The sequence below is a fragment of the Paenibacillus sp. MMO-177 genome, assembly GCF_037147795.1.
Lineage (GTDB): Bacteria > Bacillota > Bacilli > Paenibacillales > Paenibacillaceae > Pristimantibacillus.
In genome coordinates this window covers 635,010-660,850 of sequence record NZ_JBBCUR010000002.1, presented here as the reverse complement: position 1 = coordinate 660,850, position 25,841 = coordinate 635,010, and the positions used below count along the sequence as shown (strand labels likewise).

26 protein-coding genes are annotated in these 25,841 nt (G+C 50.7%); 25 read left to right on the top strand and 1 reads right to left on the bottom strand.

The window, feature by feature from the left end; genetic code table 11:
• Positions 1–9: 9 nt before the first annotated feature.
• Complete coding sequence (locus WFK81_RS08715; protein WP_336786033.1) at positions 10–1,566, bottom strand: YifB family Mg chelatase-like AAA ATPase; 1,557 nt, start codon at positions 1,564–1,566, stop codon at positions 10–12.
• 312 nt (positions 1,567–1,878) lie between these two features.
• Here WFK81_RS08715 and sucC point away from each other — a divergent pair, with 312 nt between their 5' ends.
• The 25 genes from sucC (at position 1,879) to fliY (ending at position 25,824) form a co-directional block, all read left to right on the top strand.
• Positions 1,879–3,039: an ADP-forming succinate--CoA ligase subunit beta gene (gene sucC / locus WFK81_RS08710; protein ID WP_132305667.1), complete on the top strand. Its 1,161-nt coding sequence runs from the start codon at positions 1,879–1,881 to the stop codon at positions 3,037–3,039.
• Positions 3,040–3,070: 31 nt separating this feature from the next.
• On the top strand, positions 3,071–4,012 hold the full coding sequence (gene sucD, locus WFK81_RS08705; protein ID WP_336786032.1) for a succinate--CoA ligase subunit alpha: 942 nt from the start codon (positions 3,071–3,073) through the stop codon (positions 4,010–4,012).
• Between the two features lie 166 nt (positions 4,013–4,178).
• On the top strand, positions 4,179–5,294 hold the full coding sequence (gene dprA, locus WFK81_RS08700) for a DNA-processing protein DprA (RefSeq protein WP_336786031.1): 1,116 nt from the start codon (positions 4,179–4,181) through the stop codon (positions 5,292–5,294).
• A gap of 27 nt (positions 5,295–5,321) precedes the next feature.
• Entirely contained in the window at positions 5,322–7,418 is a 2,097-nt protein-coding gene (topA, locus tag WFK81_RS08695) for a type I DNA topoisomerase (protein ID WP_336786030.1), read from the top strand.
• Positions 7,419–7,515: 97 nt separating this feature from the next.
• Positions 7,516–8,847 (top strand): FADH(2)-oxidizing methylenetetrahydrofolate--tRNA-(uracil(54)-C(5))-methyltransferase TrmFO, encoded by a 1,332-nt coding sequence (trmFO, locus tag WFK81_RS08690; protein ID WP_336786029.1) that lies wholly within the window; start codon positions 7,516–7,518, stop codon positions 8,845–8,847.
• 84 nt (positions 8,848–8,931) lie between these two features.
• On the top strand, positions 8,932–9,477 hold the full coding sequence (hslV, locus tag WFK81_RS08685) for an ATP-dependent protease subunit HslV (protein WP_132305657.1): 546 nt from the start codon (positions 8,932–8,934) through the stop codon (positions 9,475–9,477).
• 17 nt (positions 9,478–9,494) lie between these two features.
• A complete protein-coding gene (gene hslU / locus WFK81_RS08680) occupies positions 9,495–10,898 on the top strand; it encodes an ATP-dependent protease ATPase subunit HslU (RefSeq protein WP_336786028.1) in 1,404 nt (467 codons plus the stop codon).
• A gap of 38 nt (positions 10,899–10,936) precedes the next feature.
• On the top strand, positions 10,937–11,707 hold the full coding sequence (gene codY / locus WFK81_RS08675; protein ID WP_127495836.1) for a GTP-sensing pleiotropic transcriptional regulator CodY: 771 nt from the start codon (positions 10,937–10,939) through the stop codon (positions 11,705–11,707).
• A gap of 236 nt (positions 11,708–11,943) precedes the next feature.
• Complete coding sequence (gene flgB, locus WFK81_RS08670) at positions 11,944–12,351, top strand: flagellar basal body rod protein FlgB (RefSeq protein WP_336786027.1); 408 nt, start codon at positions 11,944–11,946, stop codon at positions 12,349–12,351.
• A gap of 6 nt (positions 12,352–12,357) precedes the next feature.
• A complete protein-coding gene (gene flgC / locus WFK81_RS08665; protein ID WP_015845034.1) occupies positions 12,358–12,813 on the top strand; it encodes a flagellar basal body rod protein FlgC in 456 nt (151 codons plus the stop codon).
• A 29-nt stretch (positions 12,814–12,842) separates the two neighbouring features.
• Positions 12,843–13,154 carry a flagellar hook-basal body complex protein FliE gene (gene fliE, locus WFK81_RS08660; RefSeq protein WP_336786026.1) on the top strand — a complete coding sequence of 104 codons (312 nt, stop codon included), beginning with the start codon at positions 12,843–12,845 and terminating at the stop codon, positions 13,152–13,154.
• A gap of 41 nt (positions 13,155–13,195) precedes the next feature.
• Positions 13,196–14,779 (top strand): flagellar basal-body MS-ring/collar protein FliF, encoded by a 1,584-nt coding sequence (fliF, locus tag WFK81_RS08655; RefSeq protein ID WP_336786025.1) that lies wholly within the window; start codon positions 13,196–13,198, stop codon positions 14,777–14,779.
• An 11-nt stretch (positions 14,780–14,790) separates the two neighbouring features.
• Positions 14,791–15,804, top strand: coding sequence for a flagellar motor switch protein FliG (fliG, locus tag WFK81_RS08650; RefSeq protein WP_015845031.1), 1,014 nt, complete (start codon positions 14,791–14,793; stop codon positions 15,802–15,804).
• Positions 15,797–16,633, top strand: a complete 837-nt coding sequence (locus WFK81_RS08645; protein WP_336786024.1) for a FliH/SctL family protein — start codon at positions 15,797–15,799, stop codon at positions 16,631–16,633. Before fliG ends, WFK81_RS08645 begins: the two co-directional genes overlap by 8 nt.
• The gene (gene fliI, locus WFK81_RS08640; protein ID WP_336786023.1) at positions 16,620–17,945 is read left to right on the top strand and encodes a flagellar protein export ATPase FliI; all 1,326 of its coding nucleotides are present in this window, start codon (positions 16,620–16,622) and stop codon (positions 17,943–17,945) included. The genes WFK81_RS08645 and fliI overlap by 14 nt, the downstream gene beginning before the upstream one ends.
• A gap of 10 nt (positions 17,946–17,955) precedes the next feature.
• Entirely contained in the window at positions 17,956–18,405 is a 450-nt protein-coding gene (fliJ, locus tag WFK81_RS08635) for a flagellar export protein FliJ (protein WP_336786022.1), read from the top strand.
• Positions 18,406–18,446: 41 nt separating this feature from the next.
• On the top strand, positions 18,447–19,343 hold the full coding sequence (locus WFK81_RS08630) for a MotE family protein (RefSeq protein ID WP_336786453.1): 897 nt from the start codon (positions 18,447–18,449) through the stop codon (positions 19,341–19,343).
• A gap of 21 nt (positions 19,344–19,364) precedes the next feature.
• Positions 19,365–20,819 (top strand): flagellar hook-length control protein FliK, encoded by a 1,455-nt coding sequence (locus WFK81_RS08625; protein ID WP_336786021.1) that lies wholly within the window; start codon positions 19,365–19,367, stop codon positions 20,817–20,819.
• 45 nt (positions 20,820–20,864) lie between these two features.
• Entirely contained in the window at positions 20,865–21,410 is a 546-nt protein-coding gene (locus WFK81_RS08620; protein WP_336786020.1) for a flagellar hook capping FlgD N-terminal domain-containing protein, read from the top strand.
• Positions 21,407–21,784, top strand: a complete 378-nt coding sequence (locus WFK81_RS08615) for a TIGR02530 family flagellar biosynthesis protein (protein ID WP_336786019.1) — start codon at positions 21,407–21,409, stop codon at positions 21,782–21,784. Before WFK81_RS08620 ends, WFK81_RS08615 begins: the two co-directional genes overlap by 4 nt.
• Before the next feature lie 173 nt (positions 21,785–21,957).
• Positions 21,958–22,770, top strand: a complete 813-nt coding sequence (gene flgG, locus WFK81_RS08610) for a flagellar basal body rod protein FlgG (protein ID WP_336786018.1) — start codon at positions 21,958–21,960, stop codon at positions 22,768–22,770.
• Between the two features lie 75 nt (positions 22,771–22,845).
• Positions 22,846–23,067 carry a flagellar FlbD family protein gene (locus WFK81_RS08605; RefSeq protein WP_015845022.1) on the top strand — a complete coding sequence of 74 codons (222 nt, stop codon included), beginning with the start codon at positions 22,846–22,848 and terminating at the stop codon, positions 23,065–23,067.
• Positions 23,068–23,069: 2 nt separating this feature from the next.
• Positions 23,070–23,537 (top strand): flagellar basal body-associated FliL family protein, encoded by a 468-nt coding sequence (locus WFK81_RS08600; RefSeq protein WP_336786017.1) that lies wholly within the window; start codon positions 23,070–23,072, stop codon positions 23,535–23,537.
• Positions 23,538–23,573: 36 nt separating this feature from the next.
• A complete protein-coding gene (fliM, locus tag WFK81_RS08595) occupies positions 23,574–24,575 on the top strand; it encodes a flagellar motor switch protein FliM (protein ID WP_127495822.1) in 1,002 nt (333 codons plus the stop codon).
• On the top strand, positions 24,565–25,824 hold the full coding sequence (gene fliY / locus WFK81_RS08590; protein ID WP_336786016.1) for a flagellar motor switch phosphatase FliY: 1,260 nt from the start codon (positions 24,565–24,567) through the stop codon (positions 25,822–25,824). Before fliM ends, fliY begins: the two co-directional genes overlap by 11 nt.
• Positions 25,825–25,841 lie beyond the last annotated feature (17 nt).

The following is a 25,841-nucleotide window of genomic DNA, read 5'->3' as shown; positions in this document are numbered from 1 at the left end:
TTTTGCCTTTTATATATCGAGTCTCCGGTATTGAATGGCTTCCGCCGCATGCACGTCTTCCACGTATTCGCTGCCTTCCACATCCGCAATGGTCCTCGCCAGCCGCAAAATACGGTCATAGGCGCGCATGCTGATATTTAGCACCGTAAGCGCGTGATCCAGCAATTCAAATGCTTCCTTTTTCATTAAAATAGAGCGCCTGAGCGTTGCGCCGGACAGTCGAGCCCCGGGCTTTAGCCCCAGCTCTTCATCCCGCCGTTCTCTTCTTGCTCTTGCCGCCAGCACAACCTTCCTCATTTGGGCCGAACTCGTTTCGGCCGGGCTTTCCGACCCGCCTTCCAGTTCAATCGGCCTAGGAACTTCGAGCTGGATATCGATCCGGTCAAGAAGAGGGCCGGACATCTTGCTTTTGTATTTGGCAATCGCGGAATCGCTGCAGCTGCAGCGTTTCTCGGCCGTTTCATGGCCGGCATAACCGCAGGGGCAGGGATTGAACGAAACGGCTAACATTAGTCTTGCCGGAAAATGAAAGACGGCTCTCGACCTTGCTATGGTGACGATTCCGTCCTCCAACGGCTGACGCAATACCTCAAGCACGGTCCTGGAGAACTCCGGCAGCTCGTCCAGATAAAGCACGCCATGATGGGCAAGGGTCACCTCGCCGGGCTTTGGCACCGAACCGCCGCCAATGAGTCCTCCGGCGGAAATCGTGTGGTGCGGTGAACGGAAGGGAGCGATTCGGATCAGGCCTTTCGCGTCTGTAGACAGCTTGCCTGCCGCGCTGTAAATCTTGGTGACCTCAAGCGCTTCTTCCTCGGTTAGAGGAGGAAGGATGCCGGGGAGACGGCGGATCATCATCGTTTTGCCTGTTCCCGGCGGCCCGGCGAACAGGATGTTGTGTTTCCCGGCTGCGGCAATCAACAAGGCGCGTTTAGCCTGCTCCTGACCGTATACATCGCTGTAATCTCCTATATCGAACGCATGCCCATCCTCGTCTGCCGCGGAAGCAAGTTCCCTGCTGGCAGCCGCGTCAAACCGGATATCGGACCAAGGTTCAGAGCCTTTATTTTGGGTTAAAAGCTCTCTTAGGTGGGTTATCGCATAAAGCTCCATCTCCGTAATCCAAGCGGCTTCTTTGGCATTTGCAAGCGGCAGCAGCACCTTCCGGATGCCGGACCGCTTAGCTTGCTCGATCATCGCCAAAACGCCGGGGACGGGACGGATATCGCCATTCAAAGACAATTCTCCAATCAGCATCGATTGCTCGAAAGGCTTTGCTTCGAGTTGACCGCTCGCAGTTAGAATTCCCGCAGCGATCGCAAGATCGAAGGCAGTGCCTTCCTTGCGCAAATCCGCGGGAGCCAGATTGACGGTTATGCGTTCAAGAGGGAAAGCGAACCCGCTGTTCTTGATCGCTGCACGGACCCTTTCGACGGATTCTCTAACGGCAGGATCGGGGAGGCCAACGACGCTGACCTGCGGCAGCCCGCTGGCTATATCGACTTCCACGGAAATTCCTTTGCCTTCAACTCCAAGAACGCTGCTGCTATGCATTAAACTGAACACAAAAAAAGCACCTCCAAAAATGGGATGAAGGTGCTTCCTTACGTCCGAATCTCGCAAATATAAAGTTATCGTTAAAGTCATCATAGTGTAAAAAAGACAAGTCTGTCAATATTGGAAAAACAAGTATGAATTCTTCAAGAAAATAGGGCATACTACTGTAGTCCGTCGGTAATTTAATCTCATTTTGAGATCAAATCCATATCAAAAAACCGAAACCCGAAGGGTCGAAATATGGCATAAATAATGCTACAATGATTAAGGTTTGTGTACATATGACTGAAGTTGAGTCTGTGAAATGGAGGATTTCTAACAATGAATATCCATGAGTATCAAGGCAAAGAGGTCCTGAAACAGTACGGTGTTGCTGTTCCAGAAGGAAAGGTAGCTTTCTCCGTTGACGAAGCGGTAGAAGCGGCGCAAGCACTGGGTACACCGGTGGTAGTTGTAAAAGCGCAAATTCACGCTGGCGGCCGCGGTAAAGCGGGCGGCGTTAAAGTAGCGAAAAACATCGATGAAGTTCGTGCGTATGCCAGCGAAATTCTTGGCAAAGTGCTCGTTACTCATCAAACAGGCCCTGAAGGTAAAGAAGTTAAACGTCTTCTTATCGAGCAAGGCTGCGACATCAAGAAAGAATACTATGTAGGCGTTGTTATTGACCGTGGCACTGGCCGCGTAACCATGATGGCTTCCGAAGAGGGCGGCACGGAGATTGAAGAAGTAGCAGCTCATTCGCCTGAGAAAATCATCAAAGAAGTCATTGACCCGGCAATCGGTCTGCAAGTATTCCAAGCGCGCAAGCTTGCTTACGCAATCAACATTCCTAGCGAGCTTGTTAACAAAGCGGTTAAATTTATGATCGCTCTGTACAATGCATTCGTTGACAAAGATTGCTCGATCGCCGAGATCAACCCGCTTGTTGTAACTGGCGACGGCAACGTTATGGCGCTTGACGCCAAGCTGAACTTCGATTCCAACGCTCTGTACCGTCACAAAGATATCGTGGCTCTGCGCGACCTGGAAGAAGAAGACGCTAAAGAGATCGAAGCATCCAAATACGACCTGAGCTACATTGCCCTTGAAGGCAACATCGGCTGTATGGTTAACGGCGCCGGTCTTGCGATGGCTACAATGGACATCATCAAATACTACGGCGGCGACCCTGCGAACTTCCTGGACGTAGGCGGCGGCGCTACGAAAGAAAAAGTAACGGAAGCATTCAAAATCATTCTGTCCGACGAGAACGTAAAAGGTATTTTCGTTAATATCTTCGGCGGCATTATGCGTTGCGACGTCATCGCAGAAGGCGTTATTGCAGCTGCGAAAGAGCTTGGCCTGGACCGTCCTCTGGTTGTTAGACTGGAAGGCACTAACGTTGAGCTTGGCAAAAAAATGTTGAACGAATCGGGATTAAACATTGTTGCGGCTGACTCGATGGCAGACGGCGCGCAAAAAATCGTTAATCTCGTCAAATAGTACGAATTCATTAACGGGGATGTGAAATTCGATGAGCATTTTGGTCAATAAAGACACAAAAGTAATCACTCAAGGGATTACAGGCGCAACTGGTTTGTTCCATGCGAAAGGCGCATTGGACTACGGTACGCAAATGGTAGGCGGAGTAACTCCTGGCAAAGGCGGCACAAACGTCGACATCACTCTGGAGAACGGTAACGTTGTTTCTCTTCCGGTATTCAATACAGTTGAACAAGCGGTAGCAGCTACCGGCGCAACAGCATCGGTAATCTATGTACCGCCTGCATTCGCGGCTGACTCGATCATGGAAGCGGTAGACGCTGGCCTTGATCTGGTTATCTGTATTACGGAAGGCATTCCTGTTCTGGACATGGTAAAAGTTAAACGCTATATGGAAGGCAGCAAAACGACTCTGATCGGTCCTAACTGCCCAGGCGTTATTACTCCAGGCGAGTGCAAAATCGGCATTATGCCGGGTTACATCCACACTAAAGGCCATGTAGGCGTTGTTTCCCGCTCGGGAACACTGACTTACGAAGCGGTTCACCAGCTTTCCACTCGCGGTATCGGTCAATCGTCCGCAGTAGGTATCGGCGGCGACCCTGTTAAAGGCTCCGAGTTTATCGATATCTTGAGCCGTTTCAACGAAGACCCGGATACTTACGCCGTTATTATGATTGGCGAGATCGGCGGTACGGCAGAGGAAGAAGCTGCCGAGTGGATCAAAGCTAACATGAAGAAGCCTGTTGTTGGCTTCATCGGCGGCGCTACAGCGCCTCCGGGCAAACGTATGGGTCACGCTGGCGCTATTATTTCCGGCGGTAAAGGTACTGCTGCCGAAAAAATCGCTACTTTGGAAGCATGCGGAATCAAAGTTGCTCCAACGCCTTCCGACATGGGTTCCACGCTTGTATCCGTGCTTCAAGAAAAAGGCCTGCTTGAGAAATGCACAACAGGCGTAGCTCAAGCTTAACAACAAAATAGCATATTAATGAAGGTAAGCAACCTTTCAATGCCCGTTTGGGCTTGAAAGGTTGCTTTTTTTTTCATAAAAATTCGGGTCGACTTGCATTCTTTTGCCATGTAACGCACAATAGGAAGGAATGCAGGCTGACCTCCCCAAAGGAGAGGCGGCAAGAATGACGCTAAATGTTGATAAATGTAAGCAGATGGTTATTATGCTCCACGAATGTTCCGGCATTGGATGGCATACCGTTCAGAAAGCGGTTGCCCATAAAGCTTGGGAGAGCGTGGATGGCAAGAGCGCTGCAGATTGGATGGCAATCGGTTTTGGACGCGCGCAGGCAGAGACGGCGGCCAGGCGATGGTCCGAGCCCTATGATTGGGCCGAGTCGCCGTTTCTCCGGGCGCTGGAGCTGGGTGCGAAACGGATCACTCCTTATGACGAAGAGTATCCGGAAGAACTTCGACGGATCCCGCAGCCGCCTTGGGTGTTATATGCTCTTGGACGGATCGAATTGCTGAAGAGACCTTCGATAGCTATCGTTGGAACCCGAAACCCCAGCGCCTATGGCCGGCATACCGCATTAGCGCTGTCTGAGGAGCTGTCTAGGCGTGGTTTGACGGTCGTGAGCGGTCTTGCCAGGGGGATTGACAGCAAGGCGCATGAAGCGGCTTTGCGGGGCCAAGGAAGCACGATTGCCGTACTTGCTAGTCCGGTTGATCTTTGTTATCCGCCCGAGAACCGTTCGCTCTACCAGCAGATTATCCGGGAAGGGCTCATCCTATCGGAGAATCCGATTGGCTCGCCGCTTCATCCGGGAATGTTTCCGCTTCGAAACCGGATTATAGCGGGTTTATCGCTCGGGACGATCGTAGTGGAAGCAGCGAAGGGCAGCGGCTCGCTTATTACGGCAGATCAGGCGCTTGAAATGGGGCGGGACGTATTTGCCGTACCCGGACCGATCTCATCGCCCAAGAGCGAGGGGCCAAACAGTCTGATCCGCGAAGGCGCGAAGCTGGTCAGCAGTGCCGGTCATATTCTCGAGGAATACAGCTGGCTGGGAGAGAAGCTTGCGGCTTTGACAAAGCACGTACCGACGGTGTCCGTAGCGGCAAGCATGAATGCCGAGGAGCAGAAAATTATCGATTTGCTGCGCGATCGTCCGCTTACAATTAACGAATTGCACCAGCTTACGATGATCCCTTTTGGACATTTAAGCGCACTTCTGATAAATTTATGTATAAAACGGAAAATCGAACAACAGCCAGGGGCAGTTTATATAGCGTTGTAACATGTAGTGAGAGAGGGGGCGCCTAAAGTGGCAGATTCATTAGTAATCGTAGAATCACCGGCCAAAGCAAAAACGATCGGCAAATATTTGGGCAGCAAATATATCGTTAAAGCATCGATGGGCCATATTCGCGATTTGCCAAAAAGTCAGACTGGCGTCGAAGTAGAAAACGGCTTCCAGCCGAAATATATTACGATCCGCGGCAAGGGCAGCGTATTGAAAGAGTTGAAGGATGCAAGCAAGAAGGTCAAACATGTCTTTCTTGCAGCCGACCCCGATCGCGAAGGAGAAGCGATCGCTTGGCATCTGGCTCATTACCTGGAGCTGGACGAGTCGGATACCTGCCGTGTCGTATTTAACGAAATAACGAAGCAAGCCGTTAAGGATGCTTTCAAAACGCCTCGCAAGATCAATATGGATCTTGTAAATGCCCAGCAGGCAAGACGTATTCTTGACCGGCTCGTCGGTTACAAGATTAGTCCGTTGTTATGGAAGAAAGTAAAGAAAGGGTTGTCCGCCGGACGCGTGCAATCCGTCTGCGTGAAGCTGATTATCGACCGGGAGAATGAGATTGAGGCTTTTGTCCCGGAAGAATACTGGTCTATCACGGCAAAGCTCAACCAGCAGGGTGTTCCGTTTGAAGCCAAATACCATTCGATAAAAGGCGAAAAGCGGGAGCTTCATAACGAAGAGGAGATGCAAGCGATACTTGCAGCCCTGTCGGGCAATCAATTCAAGGTAGCCGAGGTAAAGGAGAAAGAACGTCTCCGCAATCCGGCACCGCCGTTTATTACGAGCTCCCTGCAGCAGGAAGCGGCCCGCAAGCTTGGCTTCCGGGCTTCCAAGACGATGTCCGTCGCCCAGCAGCTGTATGAAGGCGTTGAACTGGGCAAGGAAGGAACCGTTGGTCTCATTACCTATATGAGAACGGACTCGACGAGGATCTCCCCGGTCGCCCAGGAAGAAGCGAAGGAGTATATTGAAGGAAAATACGGCCCATCGTTCTATCCGGAGCAGCCGCGCGTCTATACGAAGAAGAACAGCAACGCGCAGGACGCCCATGAAGCGATTCGTCCAACCTCGACGCTTCGCGATCCGGAATCGATGAAGCCGTTCCTGTCCCGCGATCAGCTTCGTTTGTATAAGCTGGTATGGGAACGTTTCGTGTCCAGCCAGATGGCTTCCGCGGTACTCGATACGATGACGGTGGATTTGGCATCCGGCGACGTGACTTTCCGTGCAAGCGGATCAAAGATCAAGTTTGCCGGCTTCATGAAGGTTTATGTGGAGGGCAACGACGACGGCACGGAAGAAGAGCATAAATTCCTTCCGCCATTTGCAATCGGCGATGTCGTAACCTCGGATTCCATTGAACCGAAGCAGCATTTCACCCAGCCGCCGCCGCGTTATTCCGAGGCAAGATTGGTCAAGACGCTGGAGGAGCTTGGCATCGGACGTCCAAGTACGTATGCGCCAACGCTCGAAACGATCCAGAAGCGCGGATACGTAGCGATCGAAGAGAAAAAATTCATTCCAACCGAGCTTGGGGATTTGGTTAATCAGATGATGGAGGAATTTTTCCCTGAAATTCTGGATTCCGAATTTACGGCGAAGATGGAAACGGATCTCGACCATGTTGAGGATGGGGTGGAGGACTGGGTTAAAGTTCTCTCTACCTTCTACGAATCCTTCGAGAAGCGCCTTGAGGTTGCCGAGGAGGAAATGAAGGAAGTCGAGATTCAAGATGAAGTCTCGGATGAAATATGCGAGAAGTGCGGACGCCATATGGTGTACAAGATGGGGCGCTTTGGCAAGTTCCTTGCCTGCTCCGGATTCCCGGACTGCCGCAATACGAAGCCAATCGTCAAGGATATCGGCGTAACTTGCCCGAAATGCGGCGAAGGCAAAATCATTGAGCGCCGCAGCAAAAAAGGGCGTATCTTCTACGGCTGCGATACTTATCCGACCTGTGACTACGTGTCCTGGGATAAGCCGACAAACAAGCCATGCCCGAATTGCGATTCGATGCTTGTCGAGAAGCGCAACCGCAGCGGCGCGAAGCTGCAATGCCCGAATTGCGATTATTCGGAAGAGATCACGGAAGACGAGCAAGAACAAGCCTAAACTAAAGAAACAGACGCGGCCATACTAAGTCCTCCCTTATGCAGGGAGGACAGCTGTGTTTTCACTGCCGTGTTAGCATATATTGGAGGTCTTTACATTGTCAGTTCAACAACCAGTCATCGTAATCGGAGCAGGTCTAGCAGGAAGCGAGGCAGCTTGGCAGATTGTATCCCAAGGTGTACCTGTCATTTTGTACGAAATGCGCCCCGAGACCAAAACGCCTGCCCATCATACCAAAAACTTTGCAGAGCTCGTGTGCAGCAACAGCTTGCGAGCCAATGGCCTCTCGAACGCCGTAGGCGTGCTGAAGGAAGAGATGCGCCGCCTGAACTCCCTTATTCTCGGAAGTGCGGATCGTCACGCCGTACCTGCGGGCGGGGCGCTTGCCGTTGACCGCGACGGTTTTTCCGGGGAAGTCACTCGTCTTCTTCATGAGCATCCGCTTGTAGAGGTTCGAACGGAAGAAGTAACGGACATTCCTGAGGACAGCATTGTCGTTATAGCAACAGGCCCACTGACTGCGCCAGCTCTGTCCGAGAAGATCCGTACCTTGCTCGGCGAAGAATATTTCTACTTCTATGATGCGGCAGCTCCGATCATCGAGAAAGACTCCATTGATATGAGCAAGGTTTATCTGGCATCCCGTTACGACAAAGGCGAAGCGGCTTATCTGAATTGCCCTATGACCGAAGAGGAGTTCGAGATCTTCCACGAGGCGCTTACGACCGCGGAGACGGCAGCGCTGAAAGATTTCGAAAAGGAAGTTTATTTCGAAGGCTGCATGCCAATCGAGGTTATGGCCAGCCGCGGCAAGCAAACCGTGCTATTTGGACCGATGAAGCCGGTTGGCCTCGTTAACCCGCATACGGGCAAGCTTCCTCATGCGGTTATTCAGCTTCGCCAGGATAACGCGGCAGGCACCCTCTATAATATGGTCGGCTTCCAAACGCATTTGAAATGGGGCGAGCAGAAGCGGGTATTCTCCCTTATCCCGGGCCTTGAGAATGCGGAGTTCGTGCGTTATGGCGTTATGCACCGCAATACCTTTATCAACTCGCCGCGGGTAATGGAGCCGACTTACCAGCTCAAGAACCGCAGCACCTTGTTCTTTGCGGGTCAAATGACGGGCGTGGAAGGTTATGTTGAATCCGCTGCTTCCGGTCTGATTGCCGGCTTTAATGCCGCGAGACTTGCACGCGGTCTTGAACCTCTCGTATTGCCGGAAGATACCACGCTTGGTAGTATGGCGCATTACATTACTACTGCGGATTTCAAGCATTTCCAGCCGATGAACGCGAATTTCGGCTTGTTCCCGCCGCTGGAGAACCGGATCCGCAACAAGAAGGAAAAGAACGAAGCGATCGCAAGCCGTGCACTGGACAGTCTGGAACGTTTCAAGAAGGAACATTTCGATCATCTGAACGTATAAACCAACACAGGCTGCTCCACCTTAGGGCGGCGCAGCCGTTTATTATTGAACCTATTAAATTGCAGGCTATAGGAGGGCGAAGAGATGGAGATGGAATTTCACGCCACCACGATTTGCGCGGTGCGTCACGAAGGTAAAGGTGCAATTGCCGGAGATGGCCAGGTAACCTTCGGGAACAGCGTCGTGATGAAAAACAAAGCGAAAAAGGTTCGCCGTTTATACCGCGGGCAAGTTATTGCCGGCTTTGCAGGCTCGGTTGCGGATGCCATTACGTTATTCGAGAAGTTTGAAGCGAAGCTCGAGGAGCATCACGGAAACCTTCAGCGTGCGGCCGTTGAGCTGGCGAAGGACTGGCGTTCCGACCGCGTTCTCCGCAAACTCGAAGCTCTGATGCTGGTTATGGACCAGACCGGACTTCTCCTGATTTCCGGCAACGGGGAAATAATCGAGCCGGATGACGGCATCTTGGCTATTGGCTCAGGCGGCAATTATGCTCTCTCCGCGGCAAGAGCGCTGCAGAAGCACGCTTCACATATGGAAGCTAAGGATATCGCAAGAGCGGCGCTGGAGACGGCTGCCGACATATGCGTCTACACGAATCATAATATTATTGTAGAAGAAATTGGTTGAAGCGGAGGAGATATCAAATGGTGAATCAAGCTTTTACCCCTCGTCAAATCGTAGCCGAGCTCGATAAATATATTGTGGGCCAGAAGCCTGCGAAACGATCCGTCGCCATTGCACTCCGTAACCGCTATCGCAGAAGCATGCTCGACGAGTCGCTTCGCGACGAGATTGTTCCGAAAAACATTCTGATGATCGGCCCTACCGGCGTGGGCAAAACGGAAATCGCGCGCCGTCTGGCCAAATTGGTGAAAGCGCCTTTCATCAAGGTGGAAGCCACCAAATTTACGGAGGTAGGTTATGTCGGCCGTGACGTAGAGTCAATGGTACGGGACCTGGTAGAGACAGCAATCCGGATGGTAAAAGCGGAGAAGACGGAGGCTGTTCAGGATAAAGCGGAGAAACTCGCAAATGAACGTCTCGTATCGCTGCTTGTTCCGTCCAAAGCAAAAGAGAAGCAATCCAAAAACCCGTTTGAAATGTTGTTTGGCAATCAGCAAAACAACAAGGAACCGGTGGAAGAGCCGGAGCAGGATGCCGTTATTATATCCAAGCGCTCACAGGCGCGCGACGACCTCGCGGCAGGCAAGCTCGAGAACGAAACCGTTGAGGTTGAGATTGAGGATAATACCCCAACAATGCTTGATATGCTTGGCGGTCAAGGGCCGGATGGCCTTGGCGGAATGAACATGCAGGAAATGCTGGGGCAATTCATGCCGAAGAAGACCAAGAAGCGCAAGCTGCCTGTGAAGGAAGCCCGAAAAGTACTCATTCAGGAAGAAGCCAACAAGCTGATTAATATGGATGATGTCATTGCCGAGTCGGTATCCCGCGCAGAGCAGTCCGGTATCATTTTCATCGACGAGATTGATAAAATCGCCAGCCCCTCCAGAGGCAATGGTCCCGATGTGTCCCGCGAAGGCGTACAGCGCGATATTCTGCCGATTGTGGAAGGATCCACGGTCGTGACGAAATACGGCCCGGTAAAAACGGACTATGTCCTGTTTATCGCAGCCGGCGCATTCCATGTAGCGAAGCCGTCAGATCTGATTCCCGAGCTTCAGGGGCGGTTCCCGATCCGGGTAGAATTAACGTCGCTGAGCCTGGAGGATTTCGTCAGCATTTTGACGGAGCCAAAAAATGCTTTAACGAAGCAGTACGCAGCCCTTCTGCAAACAGAAGGCATAACGATTGAATTTTCCGACGAAGCGATTAAAGAGATTGCGTCGATTGCAGCCGATTTAAACCGCAATACCGAAAATATAGGCGCCCGCAGACTTCATACCATTTTGGAGAAGCTGCTTGAGGATCTCTCCTTCGAAGCACCTGATATTACCCTTGACCATATGGTCATCACTCCCGAATATGTGAGGGAAAAAGTGGGAGGCATTGCGAAAAATCGCGATTTGAGTCAATATATATTGTAGTTGAAATGTAGTTGGGATGAGCTTTGGGAGGCTTTGGAATGACTTTACTTACAAAAACAAGAACGTTGAACCGGCTGCTGCAGCGAGCAGCCGGCAAAGCGCTCAATTTCAGAGAGATGGCTGAGGTATTGTGCAGCACAATACAGACCAACGTGTTTGTGGTCAGCCGCAAAGGGAAGGTTCTGGGCTGCGCAGCCGTGAATCCTTACGATCATGACACGCTTCGTTCGATGTCTGTTGAAGAGCTGCGCTTTCCGCAAGTGAGCAACAGCCTATTTCTGGACATGCAGGAACCCGTAACAAACGTTGCTCCGGATACGGGGGTTTATGAGACTTTCCCGGCGTTAGGCGAACAAGAAATCATGACCGTAGTACCCATTACCGGTGGCGGTGACCGTCTCGGTACGCTTGTGCTGACACGGACCAACGGTTCCTTCGATGATGACGATCTTGTGCTGGCCGAATACGGTTCGACAATTGTCGGCATGGAAATTTTGCGCGAACGCGCAGAAGAGGTTGAACAGGAAGCTCGCAGCCGCGCGGTTGTTTCGGTTGCGATTGGATCGCTTTCCTTCAGCGAGCTCGAAGCGGTAGAGCATATTTTCGAGCAGCTGGAAGGGAAAGAAGGACTGCTTGTTGCGTCCAAAATTGCGGATCGAGTAGGTATTACGAGATCCGTTATCGTCAATGCCCTGCGCAAATTGGAAAGCGCTGGCGTAATAGAAACGAGGTCGCTTGGCATGAAAGGGACCTACATCAAAATTTTAAATACCCAGCTTCTTCAGGAGCTGGAAAAAATTAAGCAATAATTTCCTGGGACTACCATCCTATCGGAAAATCATCGCAAAGCCCTATCTTGAATTCAAAGATAGGGCTTTTTTCTTATTGTAATATTTTGGACAATTGTTGAATATTATCATGTCGGCAAAACTCGACAGTTTCGTCTCATTTTTTTCATAATTTAATGTCGAACAAAGAAGGAATGATTCGCAATCTGTTGAATACTTTACTAAGATCTTCTAACTGAAAGTGGTGACACAGGAACGTGAATCTATTGAATGGCACATCATTTGGGCGATTGGAAGGCGCGCTCAAGGCTTCAGAATTGCGACAAGGCGTTATAGCCAACAACATCGCAAATGTCGACACTCCAAACTTCAAACGTTCGGAGGTTTTGTTCGAAGAGCTTCTCAGTCAAGAAATGGGAGGAAAAGCCGGGCTTCAGGGCAAGCGGACAAACGAGCGTCATATTCCGATAGGCAGGACCAACGGAATAGTCCCAACCGCTCAGATCCAGACCGATAACTTGACCGAAATGAATAACAATGAGAACAACGTCGATATCGACCGCGAGATGTCATTGCTCGCTAAAAATCAACTCAGCTACAATTTTTATATTCAGCAAATCAATCATGACGTGAAGATGATGAAGACAGCCATTGAAGGGAGATAACAGGAAGTGAGAATTTCTAGCAGCTTTGACGCCAGTGCTTCCGCACTAACCGCACAGCGTTTGCGAATGGACGTTATTTCCTCAAACATCGCAAATGCCGAAACAACCCGCGCCGGTTATGTAAATGGCCAATTCGTACCGTATAAAAGGAAAATGGTCGTACTTGAACCGATGACGCAAAACTCCTCTTTCTCCGATCTGCTGAACAAGCAGCTTGAAGGGACTTCCGGGGCACAAGGTGTAAAGGCAACCAGAATTATCGAGGATCAGTCGCCTACCAAGCTTGTCTATAATCCAACTCACCCGGACGCGGATGCGGACGGATATGTACATATGCCCAACGTTGACGTGGCGAAAGAAATGGTCGATATGATTTCGGCTTCCCGTTCTTACGAAGCTAACGTAACTGCTCTTAATGCGTCTAAAGCCATGTTTACGAAGGCGCTGGAAATTGGAAAGTAAAGTAAAATAACGATGACGGAGGGAAGGGCATGATTCAACCGTTGCAACTTAATCCCGCACAAGCCGTTAACAAGCTGCTTGAAACTGCGAAACCGCAGCAGCAGACAACACCTGCTGAGTCGATGAATTCTTTCGGGCAATACTTGGAGAGCGCGCTGAATAGCGTGGATGCACAGGAAAAAGAGGTACATAAGTTAAACGATAAATACTTAATTGGCGAGGTTGATGTTTCACAGGTCCTCATCGCAACTCAGAAAGCGGAGCTTAGCTTACAGCTGACAACACAAATTCGCAATAAAGTGATTGATGCGTATCAAGAAATTATGCGAATGTCAGTGTAATAGGTCTTTCGAACTAGACAGAAGCTGGGTGAGGTGACAACGTGAACGAAAGAATCGCCCAATACCGCCAGAGACTTACGCAGTTTTGGGGGCAGATGGGCAAAAAACAAAAAATAGGGCTGGGGGCATCCATTGGTGCATTGTTGTTAACAATCGTGATTTTGACTTACATATTCACAAGAACGGATTACGAGGTAGCATTTCAAAATCTTGACACCACAGATGCAGCAGCGATTATGACCTACTTGGACGGAAACGGCATTCCCTATAAATTAAGCGCGGACGGTCAAAGCATCTCCGTACCAAGCGCGGTAGCGACAAAAACCCGGGTTGATGTTGGTTCACAGGGTCTTGTGCAGAACGGATCGATCGGATTCGAGGCATTCGATGGCGGAAGTGCTTTCGGACAAACCGAAAACGAATTTAACGTGAAGTACATTAATGCCCTGAACGGTGAAGTTCAGCAATTGCTTAACCGGATGCAAGGCGTTAAGAGCTCGAAAGTACTCATCAACCTTCCGAAAGAATCGGTATTCCTGACTCCGGAAGAGAAGGAACAGGCATCCGCTTCAATCATGATGAACTTTACGCCGGGTTACCGGCCAAGCCAGCAAGAGGTTGACGGTTACTACAATCTGGTGAAAACAGCGGTTCCGAAGCTTGCGATTCAGGATATTACGATTTCTAGCCCGCAAGGCGAGCTGGTGTCCTCCGAAATCGACGGGAACAAGATTGGCGCGGCAACGGATGCGGCTGAAAGCCATTTCATGATTCAACGGAAATACGAAGCCGAAGTGAAGAAAAATATTCAGCAGTTCTTGTCCCCAATGCTTGGAGACAATCTGGTGATAAGCGTTGCCAGCAGCTTTAACTTCGACAAGAAGGTCACGCAAGAGAACCTGGTCAGGCCTCTGGACAACAACAATAATAACGGAATTATCGTAAGCGAACAGCAAGACAACAGCACAACAACCAATGGTGCGGCAAATGCAGGCGGGGTAGCCGGTACGGGAGAAACGGACGTGCCGGGCTATACAGCAACCAACAATTCGAATGGCTCCTCCGAGCAAAGCTCGCGGGTAACCAATTACGATTACGACCGCATTAATAATCAGATTGAATCAGCACCTTATCAGCTGAAGGACTTGTCGATCAGCATTGGCGTTGAGCAGAGCAAACTCACGAATCAATCCCGGCAAGAGTTAACAAATTTCCTTAGCTCGCTTGTTCGCGCGCAGCTGGCTGATTCCGGTCAAGATGTTAATAATGACGCACTGATTGCGAAAAAGGTTACCATTCTCGGTCAGAACTTCGCGGCAACGGATGCGGGAACCTCTTCCACCGGTCTGTCGATGCAATGGGCGATTGGACTTGGCGCGGCAGCGCTTGCTCTGATTGGCGGTCTTGGCTTCATGCTTGTCCGCAGACGCAGAAAACAGGCTGAAGAAGCGGCAGCTGCCGAAGCAGCGGCAATGATGGAAACGCCGGCCAAAACGGAATTCCCAACGATTGATTTTGAAACAGTTAACAATGACAGTCAGGCACGTAAAAATCTTGAAACACTCGCCAAACGCAAGCCGGAAGAGTTCGTCAACTTGCTCCGCACCTGGCTTGTGGATGAATAGAGGTGGCTCCCGTGGCAAAACCGCTTAATGGATTAACCGGTCGGCAAAAGGCGGCGATTCTGCTTATTACGCTCGGGCCAGAAGTATCCGCCCAAATTTTTAAACATTTGAGGGAAGAAGAAATCGAACAGCTTACTCTCGAGATTGCCAATGTCCGCAAAGTTGACAGTGCGGAGAGAGAGCAGATATTGAGCGATTTTCATCAAATCTGTCTGGCGCAGGAATATATTTCGCAAGGCGGCATCTCGTATGCGAAAGAGATCTTGGAGAAAGCGCTTGGAGAACAAAAGGCAGTTGAAGTCATTAACCGTTTGACGGCGACGCTTCAAGTGAGACCGTTTGACTTTGCCCGGAAGGCAGAACCGACGCAAATCCTTAACTTTATCCAAAACGAGAACTCGCAGACAATCGCGCTCGTTCTATCGTATTTGCAATCCGAGCAATCCTCGCATATTTTATCGTCCTTGCCTCAAGAGAAGCAGGCCGACGTGGCCCGCAGAATTGCCTTGATGGACAGTACGTCGCCTGAAGTTATCAGCCAGGTTGAACGCGTTCTCGAGCAAAAACTCTCTGCTACGGTAACACAGGACTATACGAATGCAGGCGGCATCGACTCTATCGTTCAAATTTTGAACGGCGTAGACCGCGGTACGGAACGGACCATTCTGGATGCCCTCGAGATCGAAGATCCGGAATTGGCGGAAGAAATCAAGAAGCGCATGTTCGTCTTCGAAGATATCGTCAACATCGACAACCGTTCGATTCAGCGCATCATCCGCGACGTGGAGAACGCCGACCTTCAGCTCGCCCTCAAAGTGGCAAGCGAGGAAGTGCGGGAAGCGATCTTCCGCAACATGTCGAAACGGATGTCCGATACGTTCAAGGAAGAAATGGAATTTATGGGTCCCGTCCGGCTGCGTGACGTTGAAGAAGCTCAGACCCGTATCGTCGCTACGATCCGCAGGCTAGAAGAAGCCGGCGAGATTATCATCGCCCGCGGCGGAGGAGATGATATCATTGTCTAATTTGATAAAGTCTTCAAGCGTAATCGCGCTTGATCAGCTGAAACAGCTATATTGGCTAAACAAACATGCTGCTGAGCAAGTATCGGTGACCGAAGAGATTATTGAAGAGACAGGGCCGGATGAAGAGACCATCTCCATTCGCGACCAGATCATCTCGGATGCGCAAAATTTCGCTGAAGAACGTATTCGCGAAGCCGGCGAACAATGCGAGCAAATGCTGGCAAAAGCGGAAGCCGATATCGATGCCTGGTGGCTAGAGAAACGGCTTGAAGATGAAAGGCATTCCGAAGCTTCCCGTCAAGCTGGTTTTGAACAAGGCTATGCCGAGGGGAAAGCCAAGGCTGAGCAGGCATTGCAGCAAGAATGGGAGAGTCGCTTGGAAGAAGCGAATGCCGTTCTGAAATCCGCCTATGAAATGCGCGAGCAGATTATTCAGGAGGCTGAGCCTTTTCTGGTAGAGCTTAGCGTCTCTATCTCGGAAAAAGTAATCGGCAGACAGCTGTCGGAAGCACCTGATATGGCACTTGAGCTGATCCGCAAAGCATTGTCTAGACGAAGAGAACAAGGCGTGATCGCCCTTTGCGTTGCTCCGGGGCAGCTAGCTTTTGTCCAGGCTGCAAGGGAAGAGCTTAATCTTGTTATCGATTCGCAGGCAGAGCTTCAAATTATTCCCGACGCAACGGTCAAAGATTTCGGCTGTGTCATCCGTTCCGCTTACGGAAGCATAGATGCAAGGATTGATACGCAATTGTCCGAAATCAAACGCGAGCTTGTGCAGCTGGCCAACCAAAGCCATGAAGAACGGAGCATGCCGGATGAACGGTTTTAAACTGGACAGCTCCAAATATACGGACCAGCTTCGTCATCTTGACCCTATCCGGGTGAATGGGAAGGTTACGCAGGTTATCGGACTTACCGTGGAATCCGAAGGGCCGGATGCAAGCATCGGCGATGTATGTCTGATCTACCCGGCAAAGGGCGTTAAACCGATTAAAGCCGAAGTTGTAGGGTTCCGCGACAATAAAGTTATTCTTATGCCTTTGGGAGAGTTGCATGCGATAAGCCCGGGCTGCGATGTTGTCGGAACCGGGAAGCCTTTATCGGTTCAAGTTGGCTCCGAACTGCTCGGCAAGGTGCTTGACGGTTTGGGTCAACCTCTTGACGGATCGTTTCTGCCGAGCCGCATGCAGCATTACTCGACGCATAACGAACCCAGCAATCCGCTTGCGCGTCCCCGGGTACAGGAAACCTTGAGCATTGGAGTCCGCGCGATTGACGGTCTTCTTACTGTTGGCAGAGGCCAGCGCGTTGGTATTTTCGCAGGCTCGGGCGTTGGCAAAAGCACGCTTCTTGGGATGATCGCCAGAAATACGTCAGCTGACGTAAATGTCATTGCTTTAATCGGCGAGCGCGGCCGCGAGGTGCTTGAATTTATCGAAAAGGATCTTGGTCCCGAAGGACTTGCCCGCTCGGTTGTCATTGTAGCGACTTCCGATCAGCCTGCTCTTATCCGAATTAAGGGAGCGCTTATCGCAACTTCCATTGCGGAATATTTCCGCGACCGCGGACTTAACGTCATGCTGATGATGGATTCGGTTACCCGTTACGCAATGGCGCAGCGCGAAGTTGGACTTGCTATCGGCGAGCCGCCTGCTACTAGAGGCTATACGCCTTCCGTATTCGCGACTCTCCCCAAGCTTCTGGAACGGGCGGGAACAGGGCCTAACGGCTCGATTACCGCGTTCTATACCGTTCTGGTAGACGGCGACGACATGAACGAACCGATTGCCGACGCGGTGCGCGGCATATTGGACGGTCATATCGTGCTAAACAGGCAGCTTGCGAATAAAGGTCATTTTCCGGCGATTGACGTTCTGGCGTCTGTCAGCCGCGTCATGAAGGAAATCGTAACGGAAGAGCATCAGGAAGCAGCGAATCAGTTAAAGATGTTACTCTCTGTTTATAGAGATTCGGAGGACCTGATCAATATCGGGGCGTACCAAAGGGGTACAAACGAAAAAATTGATACGGCAATCGAAAATATTGACGCAATCTATGAATTTACAAGACAAAAGACGAATGAAAAGGTCACCTTGGCAGATTCAAAGGAAAGATTATTACAGGAATTCCACGGGAGATGACGACGGGTAAATGGCAGCCTTTCGATACGCTTATCAAAAAATCGTAGACTTGAAGTCAAGCGAGAAGACGCAGGCCGAGTGGCAGCTCTCTTCCGCAATTGGTGTTCTGCAGGCGGAAGAGCTAAGTCTTTCGGAGCTGCGGATGAAACGGGCAGAGTGGGAAAACAAGCAGCACGAGAGCTCAAACGAAGCGGTTTCTCTCGCAGAGCTGCAGCTGATGCAGCATTATCTGGAATACTTGGATTCCTGCATTGCAAGCAAGCTTACGGATGTCAGGCAGGCTGAACGAAAGGTTGAATTTAACCGGACAAATCTTGCGGACCGAATGAAGGATGAGAAGGTTTGGCTTAAAGCGAAAGAGCATGCCAAGGACCGGTTTCGGCATGTAATGCAGATCAAGGAACAAAACGAGCTGGATGAAATGGCTACCAACCGCTTCAAGGTATCCCTTCCATCATGATCTGCGGCGCAAGGTAAAGGGAGTGGATGAAAGTGTCGGATATGGAAATGGAGAAGCAGGGGTACAGCGGCTTCGAACGGTTGATGTTTTTTATGACGCCGATCTTGTTTACGATAGTCCTTTTAGGCGCGTTATATGTTTTGTTTAATACGGAAACCCGCAATCAAATGCTGGAGATCGGCAACTCGATTCCCTATCTGAAGGATGTGCTTCCCGATCCCAAAACAGCTGACGGAAAAGCTAACGACGATCAGCTGAAATCAGCCAACATGAGCCGCAAGATTGATGAGCTCCAGGCGCAGCTGCAGGAGAAGGAAACCGAGCTTGCACAGACCAACCAGCTTAAGGCAACCCAAGAGCAAGAATTAAAAAGCATGCAGGATCAGATTGATTCTCTTAAATCTTCTAACGAACAAAAAGCCGCGGACGATGCCGCTTATCAGGCGAAAATCCAAGAGCTCGCAAGCATGTACAGCAAAATTACCCCAAGCAAAGCAGCACCGATTCTGCAAAGCATGACGTTGGATGAAATGGTGCTTGTCCTGGATTCGATGAGACCGGACGACAGGGTTCGGATTTTGGAGAAAATGAACCCTCAAACGGCGGCTGACGCAACGATGGCGCTTAAGGATACCGTAACGGCGAAGGATAGGCAAATTGCCGCGCTGCAGGCCGAGCTGAAGAAGGCCAAACCGGCTGCAACCAAACAGCCGTCCTCGCAGCTGAGCAGCAATCAACTGAGCGCGACGTTTGCGGCAATGGACGCGAAAAGCGCCGGGGAGCTTTTGATTAAGATGGCGGATATCAGCCCAAGCAAGGTTATCCGCATTCTAAATTCCGTGGACGATAAGACTCGCTCCGGAATACTGGCGGAAATGTCCGGTATTAATCAAACGATAACCGCCCAACTCATGTCTAAGCTAATGGCTGGCAACTAACAGAGAGGAGGTGAATCAACTATGGAGATGATCATTCCTCAAATCGCAACGCCGGCACCGGCCGCGGCAACCGGCAACGCTTCCGCTCAAGCGAAAACAGGCGGAAATGACAAATTTCAAAAAACGCTTGCCACTCAGATGAAGGGTGATAAAGGCGCTTCGGATAAAACCGGAACAGCTTCATCTGGAGCGGGAAAGGCTGATGACGGGCAGCAAGCTGCTGCCGGTAAGGAAGTGACAACAGCAAAGGATGCATCGGCAGTTACTCAGGCTGCCGGCGATGCGACAGCTGCGGCAAGCAGCGCGGTAACGGAATCGAATGCTCTTACCGACGCAACAGCCGGCCTGATGGAAGTCATCGATCAACTGCTTGCCGATCTGGAAAAGATCAAATCGGATCTATCGGAGCCGTCCGCGGACAGTCAAGATCAGGATATGTCGGAGCCGTCTTCGATGCTGGATCAACTGCAGGCTTTGCTTGCTATCTTAGGGATTCCGGTGCCGGTACAGCTACAGACTCAGGCAAGCGACGCATCCAATCAGGCGGAGACCGGGAATCAGAATACGAATCAGCAGCTGGCGGCGATCGTGGGCAAGGTTCAGGATTCCTTGCTGCAGCTTCAAACGGCAATGCAGGAAGGAACAATGAAGCACATCGGGCTCCAGGAGCCCGTTCAACTAATCGGACAGCAGCTTGAGGCTTTGCAGCAATTTGTTCAAAAGAACAAGGATTTGAGCATGCGTGCTGAAACGCCGGTTATGTCTGCAGAGCAAGCACCGGAAATCACGGTTACAACTACTGCACCTGCGGTATCCGTTCATTTGCAGCGATTGACCGAGCGAGCGGTGCATCCGGTTGCGCTAGCAGCGACAACCGATCAGCAAGTAGCGAAGGACGAGACGGAAGCATCAGGTGAAACGGACGAGCAGGTACCGGCAGCAACAACCGGTCAGTCGTTTGCGGATGTCATTCGTCAAACAGCGCCCCATGCGGCGAAGCTGGCTCCCGTCGTCCAAGCATCCGTTCCGGTTGCCGATTTTGCGGACAATATGAAGGATTTTATTCAGAAGCTGGATATCAAGCATGGCAACGGCATGTCGGAAGCAACCATTCAACTTTTCCCTAAAGAGCTTGGGCAGGTTGACGTACGCATAACGATGCATAACGGGCAGCTTACGGCTTTGTTCCATGCGGATAACGCAAGCGCAAAGGATGCGCTTGACAATCAAATGGCTCAGCTTAGAGTAGCTTTGCAGCAGCAAGGCTTGTCTGTAGACAAGCTCGAAGTAACGTACGGCCAGTCCGCGGCGCATTTATCCAACGGCCAGCATGGCCAAGGAACCGGGCAGCAGGCGTTTTCCAATCAAAATAAATCCAAAGGCGACGGATTGCAGGAGGATTTCGAGTCTGATGTTGCCGAGCAGCAGGCGATACAAGATTTAGGCTACGGACGGGCTGTCAATGTGACGGCTTAATAAAATGCTCCTTAGACGGTACGCGCGTAGGATGGAGGTGAGTTTATGGCGACAGTATCTTCCAAAGTGATGTGGCCGAATTACAGCGCTTCGAACGTGAAGGCCGCAGGCAAGGATACCGATAAAAATGCGCTGGGCAAGGATGCATTTCTGGAATTGCTGGTAACGCAGCTGAAAAATCAGGATCCGTTGCAGCCGCAGGATAACGCCGCATTCATTACGCAGATGGCGCAGTTTACATCTGTCGAGCAGTTGATGAATATGTCGGATCAGCTTTCCCAACTCAATCAAAACCTGGGCACGGCTTCTTCGATTATCGGCAAAACCGTTTCCTGGTATGAGCTGGATAACGCGGGTCAAACCAAACTGTTGTATGACACGGTAAATTCGATCGTTTCTCAGGGCGGTGCTTTGTATGCCAAGTTTGCGGATGACACGATGATAAAGCTTAGCGATGTCGTGACCGTATCCGATAAAGCACCTCAATCTAATCAACCTGACGGCAGTGAAGAATCGGCCGGGAATGGCGAAACGGCGGGAACGGCAGATACAAATTCAAGTTCAACCGAACAGGAAGACGGTTCCGTATGAGTGACGGAGTGAAAATCAGCCATCTGTTTCCTGTAGGCGCTCCGCCTCTGACCGGTGCCAAAAATACGGCTCAGCGTACGCAGCAAGCCGGCGGCTTCAAGGATATGCTTGATGCCAAGGTGCTCAAATTCAGCCAGCACGCGGAAGTGCGGATGAAGCAACGCGGAATAAAGCTCCAGCCGGAATCGCTGACCAAGATTATGAATGCGGTGGATGAAGCCGAGTCCAAAGGCGCAAAGGATTCCTTAATTGTAATGAAAGACATTGCGATGATTGTCAACGTTCCTAGCCGAACGGTAGTTACTGCGATGGACGGCAAGCAAATGCAAAGCAATGTATTTACGAATATCGACAGTGCGGTGATCTTAAGCTAGGGCTGGACCGATAAGGAGGCCCTTGGCTGCCGACCGACTGAAGCAGCCATTAAAGCATCATCACAATTGACCGGACATTCTTTTTAGGCGAATGCTTACGAAGCAAGAATCGTCACAAATGGTCGGTCATAAGTCCAATTGTATGATCATTCTTTTTAGGAGGAGTTATATAAATGCTTAGATCCATGTATTCCGGCGTATCGGGTATGCGCGGTTTCCAAACAAAGCTCGACGTAATCGGCAACAACATCGCTAACGTCAATACGGTAGGCTTCAAGGGCGGCCGGGTTATGTTCAGCGATATTCTTAGCCAGACGACTTCCGGCGTTACGGCATCTTTGGAAGGAGAGCAGGGGGGCGTCAACGCGAAGCAGATTGGTCTTGGCGTAACGATCTCTTCGATCGATACCATCCATACACCGGGAAGCGCGATGACAACAAACGTGCCAACCGACCTTCGCATTGACGGTGACGGATTCTTCGCGGTATCCGCCGGTGGCGATTCTCCCACTTATCTGACACGCGCAGGAAACTTCACGCTGGATGGCAACAGACAGCTGGTTAATTCCAACGGCATGTTTGTACTGTCCTCCGACGGCGAGCCGATTGTGCTCGGAGAAGACGTAACCTCCTTCTCGATTGGACAAGACGGTTCGATTCTGGCGGTAACGGCGGACGGTACGGAAGCCGTTGCGCAGCTTGGGGTCGTAAAAGTAGTTAATCCGAGCGGTTTGGAGAAAGTAGGCGGCAACCTGTATCGGGTAACGGCTAATGCCAATCCGGACGGCCAGTTCGAGATTGTGACGGCAAATGATTCTGCTCTTGGCACAGGAGCAGTTATCGCGGGTCAGCTGGAGATGTCGAACGTTGACCTCACGAACGAATTTACGGAGATGATCGTTGCGCAGCGCGGCTTCCAAGCGAATTCCCGTATCATCACCACATCCGATGAGATATTGCAAGAGGTTGTTAACCTGAAACGTTAATAGCTTCCGGCAATAGCTATCGGTCATGACTGAAGGGGGCTGCTATCAGCCCCCGAATCAGCGAGGGGGGAGCTTATGATAACCGTAACTCGATTGAATGGCTCGAAGCTGATGATTAATGCTCTTCTAATCGAATTGATAGAAGAAACTCCGGATACGATTATTACGCTTACTACGGGTAAAAAGTTTATCGTGACGGAGAGCGCAGCCGAGCTGGTACAGCTAATTCAGAGTTATATTCGTTCAATCGGCGTTCTTGCAGCGACCCAGAAGATCGAACAAACGGAGGGTCCATAGAGATGAAAAAAATGTTGCCATGGCTAGTCACTACCTTGCTAGCAATTACGCTGATCGCAATCGTATCCATCATCATGTACAAATCATTTTTTAACGACACGGATAAGCCTGATCCGGAAAAGGCGTCTGTTACGGTGAAGCATCTTTCCGCAGACGAGCTGGTGTCCGTTACCTCCGAGCTGAAGGATTTCAAACGCAACCTGAAGGATTCGGACTATGTCGTCGTTATGAGCTTTGCGTTCCAGCTGGACAGCAAGAAGACGAAGGAAGATTTCGACAAGATCCTCGAGATTGAGGTGCGGCCAATCATTAACCGTACGGTTGCTGATTTGACAGCTGCCGAGCTTAACGGCTCGGAAGGCGAGGATATGCTGGAATCGAAGCTTCTGAATCTCATTAATCCTATTTTGCCTGAAGGCAAAAAGCTGGTTAAGGTAGAAATTACGAATTTTATCATGCAGCAGTTATAAGCTTGTTGCCGACATTCCTTGAAGGGGGTGAGAGAATTGGTTGATGTATTATCGCAGAATGAGATAGACGCGCTGCTGGCCGCTTTGTCATCGGGTGAGATGGATGCGGATGAACTGAAAAAAGAAGAGGTTACGCGAAAAGTTCGAGTCTACGATTTCAAGCGCGCTACTCGATTTTCGAAGGATCACATAAGAAGCTTAACACGCATACACGAAAACTTCGCGCGATATCTGACAACCTATTTCTCAGCGCAGCTTCGTACATTCGTTCAGATCAATGTCGTGCAGGTCGAGCAGCTGCCTTACGATGAATTTATCCGCTCGATACCGAAGATGACGATTCTGAACATATTTGAAGCGGAGCCGCTGGAAGGGCGCATGGTGCTCGAGGTTCATCCTAACGTTGCTTATGCCATGCTCGACAGAATGCTCGGCGGGCAAGGGATGGCGCCTTCCAAGATCAACAATCTGACCGAGATCGAGACCATTATTATGGAACGTATCTTCGCCAGGGCGTTCGAAAGCCTGCAGGAAGCATGGAAGACGATCATAGATATTTCACCGCGCCTGGAAGCGTTGGAGACGAATCCGCAATTTATGCAAATTGTCTCACCAAACGAAACAATCGCATTGATCTCGCTTAGCACAAAGATCGGCGATACGACGGGGATGATCAATCTGTGTATCCCTCATGTCGTCATTGAACCGATTATGCCGCGGTTGTCTGCCCACCACTGGTTCGTCTCCCAGAAAAAAGAGAGGATTCCAGAGGAAGTGGAAATGCTGGAGCAGCGCGTAAGCAAAGCGAAGCTTCCAATCGTGGCCGAGCTTGGCGAATCCGTCATTACGATCAAGGAATTTTTGGGTCTCGCGGTTGGGGACGTCATTTCGTTAAATAAACCGATAGATGACGGCCTTCGCATCAAGGTTGGCGAGAAGCTGAAGTTTATCGGAAGCCCGGGCTCCGTCAAGGATCGGATAGCCGTGCAAGTGGATCAAGTTGTCAGCGAAGGAGCGGAAGAAGAAAATGACGAGTAAAGATTATTTATCGCAAGAGGAAATAGACGCGTTGCTTAATCAGACAGCCGGCGAGCTCGCCTCATCGCAATCGCAGGCTTCCGAATATCAGCTGTCGGACTTCTTGTCTTCGATCGAGCAAGATGCCCTGGGGGAAATCGGCAATATCACGTTTGGCAGCGCTGCTACGGCTTTATCGACCTTGCTTGGCAAGAAAGTCGATATTACGACGCCTCAGGTTACCTTCATTAAACGCGAGGATCTTGCAAACGAGTTTCCCAAGCCGCATGTTGCGGTCAGCGTACAGTACGTAGACGGTTTCCAGGGGATTAATTCGCTTGTTATCAAGACAAAGGACGCGCAGGTCATTGCGGACCTTATGCTCGGCGGAGAAGGGGACGTAACGCTTCAGGAGCTGAACGAGATCCATATCAGCGCCGTTCAGGAAGCGATGAACCAGATGATGGGTTCTTCCGCCACATCGATGTCGACGATTTTTAACCGATTCGTAAATATTTCGCCTCCGGGTATCGACATTCTCGATGTAGACAGCGGCGGCGGAATGGGACAGCTCCCGCCTGAAGACGTGTTTATCAAAATTTCTTTCCGTTTGACGATTGGCGATTTGATAGATTCCACCATCATGCAGCTTTTGCCTGTTCCGTTCGCGAAACAGATGGTTGCAATTCTGATGGGGGACGTGGAGGAAGAGATTGCAGCGGCTCCGGCTGCACCGGCTCCTGCGCCTGCTCCAGAGGCACCGGCGGCTGTTGCTCAAGCGCCTGCACCGGCTCCGCAGCCGGCTTATCAAGATCCGTACCAGCCAGCACCAGCGGCAGCGGCATCGCAATTTAATCAGCCATATAATCCTTACCAGCAAAGCGCAGCATTCGATATTCCGATGCAGCCACAGGGACCTCAGACCTACGGTCACGCGGCAAGCCGAAACGTAAATGTTCAGCCTGTACAGTTCGCAAACTTCAATCAAGCGCCATATGTGCAAGCGGATGAGACAAACCTCAATTTACTTCTCGACATACCGCTTAAAGTTACCGTAGAATTAGGTAGGACCCAAAAGCAAATTAAGGATATTCTGGAACTGTCCCAGGGCTCCATTATCGAGCTGGACAAGCTGGCCGGCGAACCCGTTGACATCCTTGTGAATAACAAGCTGATCGCCAAGGGAGAGGTAGTCGTCATTGATGAGAACTTTGGTGTACGGGTAACGGATATCGTAAGCCAATGGGACCGCATTCAAAAATTGCAATAATACTCTAGGAGGAAAAA